This is a genomic window from Allorhizocola rhizosphaerae, from assembly GCF_003426775.1.
In the GTDB taxonomy this organism is placed as follows: Bacteria; Actinomycetota; Actinomycetes; order Mycobacteriales; family Micromonosporaceae; genus Allorhizocola; species Allorhizocola rhizosphaerae.
The window spans coordinates 1-17,120 of the sequence record NZ_QJUG01000183.1; the positions used below are offsets into that span (position 1 = coordinate 1).

The 17,120-nt window shown below is 67.3% G+C and carries 10 protein-coding genes; 8 read left to right on the plus strand and 2 right to left on the minus strand.

Going from position 1 to position 17,120, the window contains the following annotated elements:
• Positions 1-89: 89 nt before the first annotated feature.
• Together DM816_RS30580 and DM816_RS30585 are read right to left on the minus strand one after the other, a co-directional pair.
• Positions 90-3,059 carry an alpha-mannosidase gene (locus DM816_RS30580; protein ID WP_117213850.1) on the minus strand — a complete coding sequence of 990 codons (2,970 nt, stop codon included), beginning with the start codon at positions 3,057-3,059 and terminating at the stop codon, positions 90-92.
• A 5-nt stretch (positions 3,060-3,064) separates the two neighbouring features.
• On the minus strand, positions 3,065-4,189 hold the full coding sequence (locus DM816_RS30585) for a GntR family transcriptional regulator (RefSeq protein WP_117213851.1): 1,125 nt from the start codon (positions 4,187-4,189) through the stop codon (positions 3,065-3,067).
• Positions 4,190-4,365: 176 nt separating this feature from the next.
• On the opposite strand from DM816_RS30585, the gene DM816_RS30590 reads away from it, so the two are divergent.
• From DM816_RS30590 to DM816_RS30625, 8 genes are all read left to right on the plus strand, one after another.
• Positions 4,366-6,903 carry a family 78 glycoside hydrolase catalytic domain gene (locus DM816_RS30590; protein WP_117213852.1) on the plus strand — a complete coding sequence of 846 codons (2,538 nt, stop codon included), beginning with the start codon at positions 4,366-4,368 and terminating at the stop codon, positions 6,901-6,903.
• On the plus strand, positions 6,890-8,851 hold the full coding sequence (locus DM816_RS30595) for a polysaccharide lyase family 8 super-sandwich domain-containing protein (protein ID WP_117213853.1): 1,962 nt from the start codon (positions 6,890-6,892) through the stop codon (positions 8,849-8,851). Before DM816_RS30590 ends, DM816_RS30595 begins: the two co-directional genes overlap by 14 nt.
• Positions 8,848-9,801 carry a hydroxyacid dehydrogenase gene (locus DM816_RS30600; protein ID WP_211588930.1) on the plus strand — a complete coding sequence of 318 codons (954 nt, stop codon included), beginning with the start codon at positions 8,848-8,850 and terminating at the stop codon, positions 9,799-9,801. Before DM816_RS30595 ends, DM816_RS30600 begins: the two co-directional genes overlap by 4 nt.
• Before the next feature lie 20 nt (positions 9,802-9,821).
• The gene (locus tag DM816_RS30605) at positions 9,822-11,630 is read left to right on the plus strand and encodes an ADP-ribosylglycohydrolase family protein (RefSeq protein WP_117213854.1); all 1,809 of its coding nucleotides are present in this window, start codon (positions 9,822-9,824) and stop codon (positions 11,628-11,630) included.
• A gap of 14 nt (positions 11,631-11,644) precedes the next feature.
• Positions 11,645-13,288 carry an extracellular solute-binding protein gene (locus DM816_RS30610; RefSeq protein WP_117213855.1) on the plus strand — a complete coding sequence of 548 codons (1,644 nt, stop codon included), beginning with the start codon at positions 11,645-11,647 and terminating at the stop codon, positions 13,286-13,288.
• Positions 13,289-13,357: 69 nt separating this feature from the next.
• Positions 13,358-15,172 carry a glycoside hydrolase family 5 protein gene (locus tag DM816_RS30615; protein WP_162908006.1) on the plus strand — a complete coding sequence of 605 codons (1,815 nt, stop codon included), beginning with the start codon at positions 13,358-13,360 and terminating at the stop codon, positions 15,170-15,172.
• A 31-nt stretch (positions 15,173-15,203) separates the two neighbouring features.
• A complete protein-coding gene (locus DM816_RS30620) occupies positions 15,204-16,109 on the plus strand; it encodes an ABC transporter permease (protein WP_246002449.1) in 906 nt (301 codons plus the stop codon).
• A gap of 1 nt (position 16,110) precedes the next feature.
• On the plus strand, positions 16,111-16,983 hold the full coding sequence (locus DM816_RS30625; protein ID WP_117213858.1) for a carbohydrate ABC transporter permease: 873 nt from the start codon (positions 16,111-16,113) through the stop codon (positions 16,981-16,983).
• Positions 16,984-17,120: the final 137 nt, after the last annotated feature.

Below are 17,120 nucleotides of genomic sequence, written 5' to 3' on the forward strand. Positions count from 1 at the left end.
CGGCCGGGTCGCGGCGGGCGGCGCAACGTCGATCGCGCGAGCCCGCGCGTCGAGCTCCTGCCGGAAGCCGTCGAAATCGGCCGGCTCGTTCACCTCCTGATCCGCAGCGTGACTATCTGGAATGGACGGAGGCGCAGCATGCCGTCGGCGTCGAGAGCGGCCCTGTCCGGGAACGGCCGCTCAAGCAGATCCGTCTCGACGATCGACTCGACCGGCACGTTGAAGGTCAGCCGTGCCTGGGCGCGTGCGCCGCGCGACTCATATAGCCGCACGATCAGGTCGCCGGACTCGTCATCGGCGAGCTTGACCGCCTCAACGACCACCGCCTCATTGTCCAGTTCTACCAACGGAACAACGCCCTCGCTGCCCCCACGCACGCTCCTCATCGGCAGATTTATCCGGTACCCCGCCCGCACCGCGTCACCGATAGAAGCCGCCGGAACAAGCGCATAGCGGAACCGGTGCTGCCCCTGATCGGTTTCCGGGTCGGGGAAGCGCGGGGCGCGCAGGAGCGAGAGCCGCACCGTGGTCGTGGTGCCGCCACCGGCCCGCCGATCGCGTGTCACGTCATGCCCATACGTCGAGTCGTTGACCACCGCCACTCCCCAATCGGGCTCGCCGACGTGGACCCATCGGTGCGCACAGATCTCGAACTTGGCCGCCTCCCACGACGTGTTCGTGTGCGTGGGCCGGAACACGTGCCCGAACTGGGTCTCCGCGGCCGACCGATCGGCGTGCAGGTCGAGCGGGAACGCGACCTTGAGCAGCTTCTCCCGCTCATGCCAGTCCACCTCGGTCTCGAACGAAACGGCCCGCGCTCCCGCCTCCAGCGCGATGGTCTGAACCACCGTCGACGCGCCAAAGCGACGCTCGACCCGCACCGAGCCGTCCTCCGTCCGCGTCATGGACACCACGTCCACGATGTCCCGCACCACACGTCGATAGTGCCCATCGATATCCCAAGCGTCCCACTCGTTGGGCAGGTCAGGATGGACCTGCAGCAGGTTCGCGGCCTCCCCGGGCGCGACGGCCTCCCGCTGCGTGGCCACATCCACGACCGATACCACCAACCCCCGCCCATCGATCGTGACCCGCAGCACCCCGTTGTCCAACACGAAACCCTCGCCACGCACCCGACGCTCGGCTTTGGACACTGCCGCACCGAGCGCCGGCACCCCATCCCGCGCATGCGGAGCAGCGTTGAAGGCCACTGTGGACGAGCCCACTCCCGCCAGCACACGCAGCGCGGCACCGATCAGCGATTCCAGCTCGGCCATGATCTCGCCATATGTCTGCATCGTCTCGCGGTTGACCCAGCTGATCGACGAGCCCGGCAGGATGTCGTGGAACTGGTGCAGCAGCACGACCTTCCAGATGCGGTCCAGTGTCGCGTATGGATAGTCGTATCCGTGCCGGATCGCCGCCGTCGCCGACCACAGTTCTGCCTCGCGCAGCAGGTGCTCGGCCCGCCGGTTGGCCTGCTTTATCTTCGCCTGCGTCGTATAGGTGCCGCGATGGATCTCCAGATAAAGCTCGCCAACCCACACCGGTGCGTGCGGGTGCTCGGCCTCGGCGGCCGCGAAGAACTCCGCGGGCCGTTCGATAGCCACGCGAGGCGAACCCTCCAGGTTGGACAGTCGTGCCGCCCGAGCGAGGATTTCCCGCGTCGGCCCGCCGCCACCGTCACCCCACCCGAACGGCGCCAGCGACCGCGACGCCACACCCTTGTCCGTGAAGTTGCGCACCGCACGCGCCATCTCCGCACCGCACAGGTCCGAGTTGAAGTTGTTGATCGGCGGGAAATGAGAGAAGACCCGCGTGCCGTCGATCCCCTCCCACCGAAACGTGTGATGCGGAAACGGGTTCACCTGGTTCCACGACAGCTTCGTGCTCAAGAACCAGCGCGACCCGGACAGCCGGATCAACTGTGGCAGCGCGGCCGAGAAGCCGAACGTGTCGGGCAGCCACACCTCCTCGGTCTCGATGCCGAACTCCTCCAGGAAGAAGCGCTTGCCGTGGACGAACTGCCGGGCCATGGCCTCGCCGCCGGGCAGGTTGGTGTCCGACTCCACCCACATCCCACCGATCGGCACGAACTGCCCGGTCGCGACCTTGTCCTTGACCCGCTCGTAGACCTCCGGCCGGTGCTCGCGCAGCCACGCCAGCTGCTGCGCCTGCGACATGCCGAACAGGAACTCGGGGTGCTCGTCCATGAGGGCCGTGACATTCGCGGCTGTCCGCGCGACTTTGCGGATCGTTTCGCGCGCCGGCCACAGCCACGCCGAGTCGATGTGCGCGTGCCCTATCGCGCTGATCCTGTGCGCGCTGGCGTGCGCCGGCTGGGCCAGCACGCCGGCGAGCCGTTGCCGGGCCGCACCGGCCGTGCCGGGCACGTCCTGAAGGTCCAACGCGTCCAACGCCCGCTCGATGGCGCGCAGGATGCTCCAGCGCCGAGGGTCGTGTGTGGACAGCTCCAGCATCAGCTGGCCGAGCACCTCCAGATCCTGCACCAGCTCCCACACCGTCTCGTCGAACAGCGTGAGATCGGCCCGCGCGATGCGATACAGCGGCTCGTTTCCTGCGGTCAGCGGATCTCCCAGCAGCGTGACGGGCCCCTCGATCAGCGGGTTGGCCGCAGCCTCCACATAGAACTCGACCTCGCCATCCAACCCGACATTGGGCCGCAGCCACGTGTTGCGCGGGTTGAGTCCCTTGATAGGTGTCCTATCCGGACGGTATGCCAGCCCTTCCGCAGAAAACCCGGGCCGATCCAACGCGAAACCCAGGTCGATCACGGCTTCGACCGTCCGCCCGCGCCAATGTGCCGGGACCTGACCGGTGAACCTGAACCACACCGTGGCCCACGGAGCCCCCCACGAATCACCGACCGCGGCGGGCTTGAACGGCGCGCCGATTCCCGTGCCGATCGACACGGGCCCATTGGGGCTCACCCACGCGGCGATGTCCAGCGGCACCGGTGCCTGGTTGACCGCTGGACGGATGCGCTCCCGCAGTGCGCGCTCCAGGCGCCCTTCGACCATGAGCCGGTCGTCATGCATGGGCTTCAATCCTTCCGTCCGTGCCGGACTTCGATCGGCAGGACGATATGCCGGGCCCGGGGGTGTTCGTGCGCGCTGACGGTCTCCTCAAGCAGGCTGACCGCGCGGTAGCCCATCTCCTTGGACGGCAGCGCGGCCGCGGCCGTGATGAACGGGACGATGTCGAACGGCGCGACGTCGTCCATGCTCGCCAGGGCGACGCGCTCCAGCAGCCCGGGGTCGATCTCGCGCAGATCCTGCATCACGGTGGCGAGCACATAGCCGTGCGCGCACAGCAGCGCGGTCGGCGGCTCGGAGGAGTCCAAAAGGGACGACAGATGTTGGCGGCGCGCCGCCGGGGCCATCTTCTGATAGGAGCGCAGCACGCTGAGCTCCGAATCCTGCGGGAGCCGGTGCGCGCTCAAGGCCTGCTTGTGTCCGGTAAACCGGTCGCGGACGCTGGTGCAGTCGATTTCGTCCCACAGGGCCGCGATCCGCTGATGTCCCTGCCCGATAAGCTCCGCGGTTATCTGGTACCCAATGCCAAAATTGTCGGCCGTGACCACACCGCTGGCGATCTCGGGCAGGTAGCGGTCGACCATGACCAGCGGGATGCCCGACTGGCGCAGCTCCTCGATGGCCAGCGCGTTGCTGCTGCCCTCGACCGGAAACAGCACGACGCCGTTGACCCCGTCCTCCTTCGCCCGGTGCAGCGCGGCGAGCTCGTGCTCGGCAGACGCCTCCGAATTGGACAGAAAGAGCCGGTAGCCGAGCTCCTTGCACCGGGCCTCGACACCGCGCAGCATCTGGCTGACGTGGCCGCTGCCGAGTCCAAACAGGATGCACGCGATGGCCGCTCCGGCGCGCTCGACCGGCGCCGCCGCCTTGGGCTGCTGCTCGGCCACGAACGTGCCCCGGCCCCGGTGCCGCTCCAGGATGCCGAGGTTGACCATCTCGTTGAGCGCGCGCACGGCGGTCGCGGTGCTGACGCCGTAACGGTCGCAGACCTCGCGCTGCGAGATGAACGGTTTCCCCGGCACGTATTCGTTGCGGAGTATCGCGGCCTGAAGCTCCTGGACGATCCGGCGATAGAGCGGGACTCCCTCGCTGGACCCTGGCGTCGTCACCAACGGATCGCTCCCTGATCTCATGCTTCCTCACATTAGACGGTTATTAGGTTAACCTCTGCGCTAGTTTGGCCGCAAGACTTCGCCACTCCTTGACAGGTTAGCCGGTTATTTGTAACGTGCTGCCCAGCGTGTTGCGGCCAGGTGAACAGCATTCCTGACCCAGTGGAACGGTTCAATGTCCGGGAGGTGGGGCGGCCATGGCTTTAACGGGCGAGGCGAGCGGCGCCGGCTCGGTCGGCCCCACCGCCCTGCGGACGGAGTACGCGACCGACCCGCTGGGCGTGGACGAGCCCGCGCCGCGCCTGATGTGGCTGCCGGCCCGCGGCCAAACCGCTTATCAGGTAAGGGTTATCTCGCCCGACGGGATGGTTTTCTGGGATTCCGACAAGATGTCCTCCGGCGTCAGCCAGGCCGTCTATGGCGGCACCCCGCTGGGGTCGGCGCAGTGTGGTTTGTGGACGGTGCGCACCTGGGACGACCACGACTCGGTGTCGGATTGGTCCGAGCCCGCCTCGTTCGAGATGGGCCTGCTGACTCCCGATGACTGGCGGCCCGCCCAGTGGATCGGCCGCCACCCGGCGCTCGACCCCATGCCTGCCCCGTTGCTGCGCAAGGAATTCCGCCTGCCAAGCGCGCCGATAAGGAAGGCACGGCTCTATGTGAGCGCGCTCGGCTACGGCGTCGTGCACCTTGACGGGCAGCGCGTCGGCGACAGTGTGCTCGACCCCGCGCCGACCAACTACGCGGCGACCGTGCTTTACACGACGCACGACGTGACCGGCCTGTTGGGCGAAGGCGGCGACGAGGAGCACGCGGTCGAGGTCGAGCTGGGCCGGGGCCGATACGGTGAGCCCGCGCCGAACGTGTGGTTCTGGCACGAGGCGCCGTGGTGGGACCACCCGAAACTGTTGCTCCTGCTGTGTGTCTGGCACGCGGACGGCACGGTCACCCGCGTGGGCAGCGACACCTCTTGGCACGCGTTTGCCGGGCAGGTCCGCTACGACTCGCTGTATCAGGGTGAACACCACGACACGACGCTGCCTCGCCACGCGGGCCCTTGGCCGCATGCCGTTGCCGTGCAGCCGCCCGCCGGGGTGCTGCGTTCGCAACAGATGGAGCCGATCCGAGTCGTCGCATCGCATCCACCCATCGCGGTCACCGAACCGCGCCCAGGCATACACCTCATGGATTTCGGAATACAGATCGCCGGCCACGTACGCGTCAGCGTCGCCGCCGCCCAGCCGGGCACGCTGCGCATCAGGCACGGCGAACGGCTCGGCCCCGACGGGCTGGTCGACAACGCGCAGGAACACATCCAGGGCGACATCCAGACCGACACCTACATCTTCGACCGCCCTGGCCGGTTCGAGGCCCGCTTCAGCTACAAGGGTTTCCAATACGTCGAGATCACCGGACCCCGGCCCGACTCGGTCGAAGCGGTCGAGGCGCACACCGATGTCCGCACGGTGGGCGAGTTCGCGTGCTCCGACGAGACGGTCAACCGGATCCACGAGGGCACGCGCCGGGCCGTGCTGAACAACCTGCACGGCATCCCCACCGACACACCCACATACGAGAAGAACGGCTGGACCGCCGACGCCCACCTGACCGCCAACGTGGCCGCGTACAACTTCTGGATGCCGCGCGTCTACACGAAGTGGCTGCGCGACTTCGCCGACGCGCAACTGCCCAGCGGCGAACTGCCGCCGATCGTGCCGACGAGCGGGTGGGGATACCGCGGCAGCGACGCGTCCATCACCGCGCCCGTGCCCGCGTGGGACGCCGCCTATTTCGAGATTCCTTGGATGATGTACCGGCACTACGGCGACGAACGGATCCTTGCCCGCCATTTCGACGGGCAGCGGCGCTACGTTGACTTCCTCGTGCGCGAGGCACTCGACGGCGACGGGGTCGTGCGCGGTGGGCTGGGCGACTTCCTCGCACCAGGAAGCCAGGGCGTCCCGCCCGAGGGCCCTAGTGTCTACGAGACGGCTTACACGTACCGCGTCCTGACCCTCCTCTCCCGGATCGCCGACGTCCTTGGTCTCAATCACGGTTATCGCGAAATCGCCGAGACCGTCCGAAGTGGATTTCAGGCCGCCTTCTTCGACCCCGCAACGGAGTCCTATCGAGGCGAGAAGCCTACGGAGTACAAGCAGTCGCCCAACGTGCTGGCGCTCGCGTTCGGGCTCGTGCCGGACGCGCTGCGGGAACGGGTGCTGCACGGGCTCGTGGCCGACATTCACGCGCGAGACAACCATCTCAACACGGGTGTGCTCGGCACCAGGTACCTGTTCGCCGTCCTCACCGAGCACGGCCTGGTCGACCTCGCGTTCGAGGTCGCGGCCCAGCGGACCTATCCGGGTTACGGGCATTGGCTCGACCTCGGCGCCACCGCGCTCTACGAGGCGTGGGAGCCGGAGGCCCGCTCCCGCAACCATCACTTCTACGGCAGCGTCGACCAGTGGTTTTTCGAGTACCTCGCGGGCCTGTCCCCCGCCGAGCCCGGCTTCGCCCGCGTCCGCGTCAAACCCGTGCCGCCGACCGCACTGAGCTGGGCCCGCGCACGCGTCGACACGATCCGCGGCCCGGTCGGCGTGCACTGGCGGCGTACTCCCGAGGGAGTGGAAATCACCGCGGACATTCCGGCGAACGTGACGGGCGAGATACACGTGCCCGGTGGCGAGATAGTCACGTGTGGCGAAGGCAGGTGGACGTTCCATGGCGCCCATTGACACGATCCGCCTGCGCCTACAGGATTCCATCGCGGGGCCCGCGCCAACCGTGCCTTCCACTTTGGACGCCCACGGGTTCTGGCCCGACATCGACTACGCCGATCGCGGCATCGCCACGTGGCAGCCCGCCACGCACCTGCAACGCACCCGCGGCCTCGCGCTGCGCGGTCACATCGACCCGGCTCTGCGGGCGCTCGACGCGTGGCTCGCCGCCGACCCGCAGAGCGAAAACTGGTGGCACAACCGGGTCGGTGCCCCACTGGCATTGGGCGACGCGGCTCTCCTGCTCCACTCGCGAATCGGCCACAGGCAGCGCGTGAACATCGCATCCCGGCTGGCGCGCGCGACGTGGGACGGCCAGACCGGGCAGAACCTGCTCTGGTGCGCGCAGGTGAAGGTGCGCCACGGCGTGCTCGTGGACGACGAGGCGATCCTCGCCGACGCGTTCCAGCGCGCTGAGTCGATCGTGCGGGTCACCACCGAGGAGGGCATCCAGCCCGACTACAGCTTCCATCAGCACGGGGCGCAGCTCTACTCAGGCGGGTACGGTCACGAGTTCCTTTGCGACGCAACAGGTCTGGCCATGCTCGCAGCGGACACACCCTTCGCCTTCGGCACCGAGGCAATGGGGACGCTCACAGCGTTCGCTTTGGACGGTCAACGGTGGATGGTCCACAACGGACGATACGACATGGCATGCCTCGGCCGGGAAAACACGCGCTCCCACGCGTCCGGCAAGGCCCGCCGGCTCCCGTCCATCGCGCGCGGCCCGGTTGAGGGCGCGCGGTACTTCTGGCGCTCCGACTACCTGGCCGTGCACCGGCGCAGGTGGTCGGCATCGGTGAAGCTCTCGTCAACGCGCACCGTCCTGCCCGAGAGCGGCAATGGCGAGGGCCTGTGCAACTGGCACGCCGCCGACGGCGTGACCCTGCTGCACCGCAAGGACGAGCGCGATCTGGCACCCGTGTGGGACTGGCGGATGCTGCCGGGCACCACCACCGCCTACCGCACAGGCCCCTACCCGACCTCCAACTTCGGGCTCGGCCCGGACGGCGGCTGGGTTACGGGCGGGTCCGACTTCGCCGGAGGCGTCACCGACGGCATGCACGGGCTGGCGGCCATGCACCTCGCCAAGGACGGCGTCACCTCGCGCAAGGCCTGGTTCTTTTTCTTTGACGAGTACGTATGCCTCGGCACGGGCATCACGGCCGCAGCCCCGGTGCGCACGACCATCGAGCAAACGACCCACACCGACGAGCCCGAGGTTCGATACGTCTTCCCCGAGCCCACCCGCGTGGAATCGGCCGTGGAAGATCGCACGGGCAGCTGGGCCGACATCAACCACGACCAGCCGGCCGATCCCGTGCGGGAGACGGTCTTCAGCATGTGGATCGACCACGGCGTGCCGGACAACGCGACCTACGCCTACATCGTCGTGCCTTCCGTCGCGCCCGGCCACACGTTGCCGGTAATCCTCGCCAACACGACCGCGCTGCAAGCCGTCTGGCACCCCGGACTGCACATCGTGCAGGCTGTCTTCCACGAGCCCGGCATTCTCGACCTGCCCCACGGTGACGCGATCGAGGTTGACCGCCCGCTGATCCTGCAGGCCAGCCCCACTCGGACCGACATCGCGTGTCCACTGGCCCAGCCCGGACCCGTCACCATCCGCCTGCGGTCCGACCGCCCGGGATCCGACCAGCTCAGTTCCGACCAGCTCAGCGCCGCGCTCCCGGACGGACCACTCGCGGGCGGCGGCGTGCGTTTGCGCACGCTACAGCTCTGCACCGGCAACTCGGAGCAGAGCTGTAGCGCCGCAAGAAGCGACCCCGAGCAGGGCCGAGGCAAGCCGGAGATCCACCCGGAGCAGGGCCGCAGTGAGGCGGAGATCGACGCGGGCCAGGGACACGGCGCGGTGCGGGGCGACTCGGCCGGAGGCGCGCGATGACGATCAACGGCGTGGCGCTCATGACCGAAAAGCTCTACCACGAGATGTTCGATGCTGGTTTGCGTGCCCGGCTGGGCCGCACTGTCCGGTTAGGAGTGCCGCTCGGCGAGGCCGAAGCACTGATCACCGGATGGGGCAGCCCGCGACTGGACGCCGAACTGCTCGACCGCGCACCGAGGTTACGGGTGGTCGCGCACACGGGCGGCTCGGTGAAGGCGCTGGTGACCCCGGCCTGCTGGGAGCGCGCGTTGCTGGTGACCTCCGCTGCCGCGGCCAACGCGGTGCCTGTGGCCGACTACACGATCGGGGCGATCCTGCTCGCCGCCAAGCGCGTGCCCGCCTATGCCGCGCTCTATCGGGCCAACGCGGGGCAGTGGGAGTGGCGCAGCCACGTGCCCGACCCCGTCAGCCCGCGCCGCACGGCCGGCGTCATCGGGTTCTCCCGGATTGGGCGCCGGGTCGTGGAGTTGCTCCGCCATTTCGACTTTGACGTGCTCGTCACCGACCCCTATGCCGAGGCGCGCGACGTGCCCGCCGAACTGACCACGCTGGACGACCTGCTCGCGCAGTGCGACATCGTGACCCTGCACGCACCTGCCACCCAGGAGACCCAGCACCTGCTCGACGCGCGCAGGCTCGCCATGCTGCGCGACGGCGCGACGGTCATCAACACGGCACGCGGTTCGCTGATCGACACTGACGCGCTCACGGCCGAATGCGTCAAGGGCAGGCTGTCGGCCGTGCTCGACGTGACCGATCCCGAGCCCCTGCCCCCCGACTCGCCGCTCTACCACCTCCCCCACGTCATGCTCACGCCACACGTCGCCGGTGCGATGGGCGGCGAGATGCGCCGGCTGGCCGAGCTCGCGGTGGACGAGCTCGAACGCTACGCGCGCGGTGAGCCGCTGCTGCACCGGGTCCACCCCGAACACCTCGACCGCCTCGCCTGACCACAACCAGGAGCCCTTCCATGCTGGAACTCGACTTATCCGCAAAAGTGTTCGCCGACAAGGTGTACGGCTGCTGGCTGGGCAAGAACGCCGGAGGCACGCTGGGCGCGCCACTGGAGGAGCTGTTCGGCGCGGCGCAGCCGTTCGACGTGTCGTGGTATCCGGAGCTGCGCGCGGGCGGCATCCCCAATGACGACCTGGAGATGCAGCTCGTGTGGCTGCTCGCGCTCGAAGAGGTCGGGCCGGGCCTGCGCGCCCGAGACCTGGCCCACTACTGGCTCGACCACATCGGCTACAACTTCGACGAATACGGCATGTCCAAGGCCAACCTGCGCCTCGGCCTCGAGCCGCCGCTGAGCGGGTTTCACAACAACTGGTTCAAGGATTGCATGGGCTGTCCGATCCGCTCGGAGATCTGGGCGTGTGTCGCACCGGGCATGCCACGCGTCGCCGTCCGCTACGCGTATGAGGACGCCATCTGCGACCACGCCGGGGGCGAGTCGGTGTTCGGCGAGATGTTCAACGCGGCACTCGAATCTGCCGCGTTCGTCGTGGACGACCGGCGCATGCTCGTCGACATCGGGCTGTCCTACGTGCCGCCGGACAGCAAGACGGCACAGGCGATCCGGGCCGCAATCACCGCGCACGCCAACGGCGAAGACTGGAAACAGGCGCGTCAACGGGTCCTGGACGCCACACCGCATCCCATCGCGCAGTACTCACCGATCAACCTCGGCTTCCAGGTCATCGGACTGCTGTATGGCAAGGACTTCGGCGACGCCATCTGCACCACAGTCAACTGCGGCTACGACACCGACTCGTCGGGCGCGGCCATCGGCAGCTACTTGGGCATCCTGTCCGGCCGTTCCGGGCTGCCCGCCAAATGGACGGACCCGCTGGGCGACACCATCGCCACGAACGAGTCCTGGGGCGGAGTTCGGCACCTTTCGCACACCGTGCCATCCACATTGGACGAGCTGACCGAGCGGATTCGCGCGGTGGCCGTGAGAGTGCTCGGGACCGATCTCGTGCGCACGACCGAAGCGGAACTCTACGCGGACGAGCCGGTCCGTGAGCTGTGGCACGCCAGCCCGACCACCGTTCGGTTCGCCGAAGTCGCGGTGGACTACCTCGATGGTCCTGTCGCGTATGCCAACGGCACCAAGGAGGTCCGCACGGTACTGCGCAACCACCGACGGGAGTCTGTCCGCCTCGTGTGCGCTTTACGCGTACCAGATCAATGGAAAACGGTGGCCACACAAGAGCTGGAGTTGGCCGCGGGCGCCGAACACGCTCTCACCTGGCGCATAGAAACGCCGGACCGCAGCGGGCTCGCGGACAGCAATCGGCTGTTTCTGGAAGTCCGCCCGCAGGACGGGCCGCAGCCACCAGCGGTGCCGATTGTCCTCATCGGAGCTTGTGCATATCGCGTCAACGGAACACATGAACTTTACGGCGCGGGAAACGAGATTCCGCTCCCGGCGACCTTCGAGGGAACGCTGCATCTCGAAACGTTTGTGCACAGCCCGAATGCGCGCGAGGCATGGCTTGCCGTCGACGCGAACTGCCCAGTGCGGTTCTGGGTCAACGGCGAGCTCATCGCGAGCGCGCAACGCTACCGCCACATCCGGCCCGACCACCGGGGCAGCCCCGATTCGGCCGGCCGGATAAGCCTGCGTTCCGGTTGGAACGAGGTGCGCATCGAATTGACGCGCGGGCCGGACACCCCGCCCGCGGAGTGCCATGTGCTGTTTGCCAGCAATGACAGGTTCCGATCGGCGCTCACCGAGCTCGGCCGGACCCGCTTCCCCTGGGATCTGTCTCATTAGGAGGTACCACCCTCATGTCCGCTCATATCGACCGGCGCTCCCTGATTCGGGGTGCGGGCGCCGGCGCCGCGTTGCTGTCACTGGGATCCTTACCCGCGCTTTCCGCCTGCAGCACGACGAGCACCGGCACGAACACCGCCGAAGTAAACGCGAAAGTCAAACTACCCAACTACATTCCCTATCCGGGTGTGAAGCCCGATCTGCCCGCCAACGACAAGGGTGTGGCGGCCGGGTTCACCTCCTACCCCGCCAACCCGGTCGCGGCCGTCGCCTCGCCTCCGGGCAAGGGCGGCAAGGTGACCGCGATGACGCTCACCTATGGCGCCGTCCCGCCGGCCGTTGACCGCAACCAGTACTGGCAGGAGCTCAACAAGCGGCTCGGCACGGAGCTGGCCATCAACGTCGTGCCCAACGCGAACTACGCGGACAAGGTGGCCACGCTCGTCGCGGGCGGCGACCTGCCCGACATGATGCTGTTCTTCGCCGCGCTCAAGCCCGCGCAGTTTCCGGCACTGCTGCGGGCGAAGTTCGCCGACCTGACCGAGCTGCTGTCCGGCGACGCGGTGGCGCAGTTCCCGTTCCTGGCCAACTTCCCCACGCAGAGCTGGCGCAACACCGTCTACAACGGAGGGATCTACGGGATTCCCATCCCACGCGGGACGATCGGCACCATCGTGTTCATCCGCGAGGATCTGGTGAAGGCGACCGGGTTGCCACGCCAACCGCAGAGCTTCGCGGAATTCCGGGAGCTGTGCCGGGCGCTCACCGACCCGAAGAAGAACCGGTGGGCGCTGGGCAACGCCGTGGACATCGGCGGCGGAATGCTCGCCTTCCTGGAGCAGATGTCCGGCGCGCCCAGCCAGTGGCGCGAGGAGGGCGGCAAGTTCACCCACCACTACGAGACCGAGCAGGCCAAGGTCGCGCTCAATGACCTGCTCACGCTCATCAAGGACGGCGTGTTCCACCCCGACGCCATCGGCGCGGACACCGTTCAGGTCAAACAGTGGCTCGCGTCTGGCGCGATCGCCATCAACCGCGACGGCGCGGCCGCGTGGTCGGGCAACCCGCCCGAGCTCGAAAGCGTGCTCGGCGCGATCGTGCCACCCGGCCGCGACGGCGGCAATGGCGTGCACTGGACCGGCGGCGGCGCGTTCGGCATGGTCGCCTTCCGCAAGGCAGACAAGGCACGCCTGACGGAACTGCTGACCATCGCCAACTATCTGGCCGCCCCGTTCGGCACGGCCGAGCACAAGTTCCGCAAGTACGGCCTTGAAGGCGTGCACCACACGCTCAACGGCACCGACCCCGTGCTCAACCAGCACGGCCGGACCGAGCTGTCGGTGCCCGTGAACTACCTGTCGGACGGGCCGGCCGTGCTCTACGAGCCGGGCAAGGCCGCGCTCGCCCGGGCGCAACACGCCTTCCAGGAGCAGATCATGCCGTTGTCCGTGCCGGACCCGACGGTCGGCCTGATCTCCGACACGCAGATGAGCAAGGGCGCAACCCTGGACAAGCGTTACGTGGACACGATTCGCGACATCTGTGCGGGCCGCAAGCCCGTCTCCGCCTGGGACGACGCGGTCAAGGAGTGGCGCCAGAACGGTGGCGACCAGATCCGCAAGGAATACGAGGAGTCTTTCGCCCTGCGCAATGGTTAGCAGAAAGGCACACCCATGGACACAAGCCGACGCCGGGTGCTTCAACTCGGCGCCGCCACGGTTGCTGGCGTGGCACTGAGCGACAGCGCGTTTGGCAGTAGCAGCGCGCCTTTCCGTCCCCCGCAGATCCGTGGCGTCAACTGCGTGCGCCCACGCGACTACGCACGAGCGCGCCACACGTTCGGCATCAACGCGGTGCGCTACTTCATGACCCCGCAAAACATGGCCAACAGCATGGGCATCTCCGTGGGTCATGCCTGGCACCTACAACTGCAGCTGCTCGAAAGCGCGCTGCGCGAAGCGGCCCGGGAGGGGGTGTGGGTCATCATCGACCTGCACCAGCCGCCCAACCCCGACCGGATCGCGTTCCAGCGCCCGGAATTCTGGGCCAACGACGCCAATCTGGACGTGCTCATCCGGGCGTGGCGCGACATCGTGCGCGTGGCTTGGCCGTATCGCGAGTTCGTCTGGGGATACGACCTGCTCAACGAGCCCTACAACCGGGCCGAGCTCCCGCTGGGAGCGAGCAAATGGCCCGCCTGGGCGCAGTCCATTGTGGACGACGTCCGCACGCGCGACGCGACGACGCCCATCGTGCTGGAGCCTGGCCCCGGAGCGATGCCGCGCGGGTTCATCGAAAACGAGTGGATCGACGCCGGCCCCGGTTATCCCGTGCTGTATCAGGGCGACTTCCCCCTCATCGACGATCCGCGCGTCATCTACAGCCCACACGTTTACGACCCATATCCCTACAGCCATCAGGGACTTGGCACATTCAACCAGGCTCCGACGTCGTCGGATTGGCCCGACAAGACGTCATATCCGGGCGTCATCGGCGATGCGCACTGGGACAAGGATCGGTTGCGCGCGTTGCTGGAGCCGGTGGTCAGGGTGCAACGAAAATATCGGGTTCCCATCTTCGTCGGCGAGTTCAGCGCGATCCGCTGGGCTCCCGGCGCGGCCCAATACGTCAACGACCTCATCGAGCTGTTCGAGGAATACGAGTGGAGCTGGGCATACCACGCCTTCACGGAGTGGCACGGCTGGGACACCGAGTTCACCGAGCAGATGACCAGCGACGCCAACCGGCTCGTGGCCAGGGCGGCCCAGCCCACCGATCGTGAGCTGATCGTCAAGGGCTACTTCGCACGGAACGCCCACCGTACGCCCGGGGACTTCCCGGCACAGCCCAACCTGTTGTCCAATCCCGACTTCAGCGGCGACTTCGACAGCAATGGGCTCGCCGACTGGTGGACCAAGGGCACGTATGCCGCAGCGTCGCTTGTGGACGGCGTGCAGCACGTCGCCTGCTCCAACAGTGGCAAGGGTGTCGACCAGCAGTGGATCGGGGTCAGCGACCAGCACCGCTACCTGCTGCGGGCACGCGTGCGCGTGGACGGTCCGGGCTCGCTGCGCTTTTGGTGCCAGGACGCCACGGAAACCAGTGTGGTGCTTGGGGACAGGAGCGTCGCGCACGTGTCGCCGACCAACGGCGCGTTCACGACCCGGCAGCTGGAGTTCGTGCCCACGCCCGGCACCGGGCGGGTCAGCATCCGGTTCTGGGCCAACACGGCCACGACGTTCGACGTCGACTTCGCCGAACTCGTCGATCTCGGGCCGGCCGTGGTGGCGCACCCACCACGGACGACCGCGACGATGCCGGGAGCCGACACGGTGACTTTCACCGCGCAGGCGTTCGACGGCGCAAGCGTGGCCCGCGCCGAGTACCGCATCGTCGGTCAGGGCACGCAGTGGCATCCGGTGCCGCCCGGTGGCCTGACGTTCAGCCCCGGCAACACCTATGTGGTCGGGTATCGCTCCGTGGACACGGCCGGGCTCGTCGAGCCGGCGCAGTCGATCGTCGTGGGCCGTGCCGCCCACTGACACAACAAACCACAAACCGATGGAGGGTTGGATGTCGCGCTTGCGCCGGGACGTGTTCCTGCTGCTGCTCGGCCTGCCAGGGATCGCGGTGATCCTGCTGTTCCACTACATCCCGTTGCTGGGCAACGTCATCGCGTTCAAGGACTACCAACCCTTCATCGGCATCCTGGAGTCGCCATGGGTCGGGTTCGCGAACTTCGAGGTCATCTTCAACGGTGATTCGGCGTTCGTCAACGCGCTCGTCAACACGCTGATCATCTCGTTCATCCAGGTGGTCCTGGTCTTTCCGGTCCCCATCGGGCTCGCGCTGCTGCTCAACTCGCTGCTGTCGGAGCGGATCAAGCGGGTCGTGCAGTCGGTGCTTTACCTGCCGCACTTCATGTCCTGGGTCATAGTCGTGGCCATCTTCGAGCAGATGCTCGGCAACGCGGGTCTGCTCAACTTATGGTTGCGCTCCAAGGGCATGGACGGATTCCACGTCATCGGGGATCCCGACCTGTTCAAGGCGCTCATCACGTCCCAGGTCATCTGGAAGGACGCCGGCTGGGGCACGATCCTGTTCCTGGCCGCACTGTCGCGGGTGGACGTTTCGCTCTACGAGGCGGCCGCGGTCGACGGCGCCTCGCGCTTGCGGCAGCTGTGGCACGTCACGCTTCCGGGCATCATGGGTGTGATCGTGCTGCTGCTCATCCTCAAGCTCGGCGACGTGCTGACCGTCGGGTTCGAACAGATCCTGCTGCAACAGGGCCCGGTGGGCATCGATGCCTCAGAGGTGCTCGATACGTACGTCTACAACAACGGCGTGCTGGGCGGCAACTGGGGTGTGTCGGCCGCGGTCGGCCTGGTCAAGGGAATCGTGGGCGTGGCACTGGTGCTGGGCGCGAACAAGGTCGCCCACATCTTCGGCGAGCGCGGCATCTACTCGAAGGAGCAATGACATGACCGGCACCCCATCGATTCCCATGCGCGTGCTGAAGGGCATCGTCCTGTTGCTGTGCTGCGCGGTCGTCGTGATGCCGTTCGTGTCGGTCATCTCGACCAGCATGGCCGACCAGAAGCAGATCTACGCCTCCGGTGGGCTGGTGCTGTGGCCCGACAACCCGTCGCTGGACGCCTATCGCGCCATCTTCGCCGGAGGCGTGGTGACCCGTGCGCTCATCGTGTCCATCGGCATCACGGTCGTGGGCGCGCTGCTGTCGCTGGCCGCCACGGCCCTGCTGGCCTATTCGCTGTCGCGGCCGGGCACCTTCGCGCACCGGCCACTGCTCATGATGATCCTGTTCACGTTGCTGTTCAGCCCGGGGATCATCCCGTCGTACCTGATGGTGAGCCAGCTCGGCCTGCTCGACAGCTACTGGTCGCTGATCCTGCCCGTGCTCGTCAACGGGTTCAACGTGATCGTGATGCGGGCCTTCTTCATGGACCTGCCCAAGGAACTGCTCGACTCGGCACGCATCGACGGCGCGGGCGAGTTCCAGGTGCTGCGCCGGATCGTGCTGCCGCTGTCCAAGGCGGTGCTCGCCGTCGTCGGGCTGTTCTACGCCGTCGGATACTGGAACAGCTTCTTCACCGCGCTGCTCTACATCAACGACACGGCGAAGTGGCCGCTACAGCTCGTGCTGCGCACCTATGTCGTCGACAATGCCGCGCTCGGCGCCGATCAGCTCAACCTCGCCGGCGAGGCGCCACCGCCGCAGCAGTCGCTGCAGATGGCCATCCTCGTCATCTCGTTGGTCCCCATCCTTTTGGTGTACCCGTTCCTGCAGCGCCATTTCGCCAAAGGCGTGCTGATCGGGGCCGTCAAGGGCTAGCCCCAAGGCCGTGTAGATAAGGATTTGGCCTGGATGTCAATGGCGGCGTGTTGATCCACGTGAATAGAACGGAGCTCCGGTAGAAAGGCTTGTCCTCCAAGACAACCGCTACCAAGGAGCTCCGCTGTCTGAATATT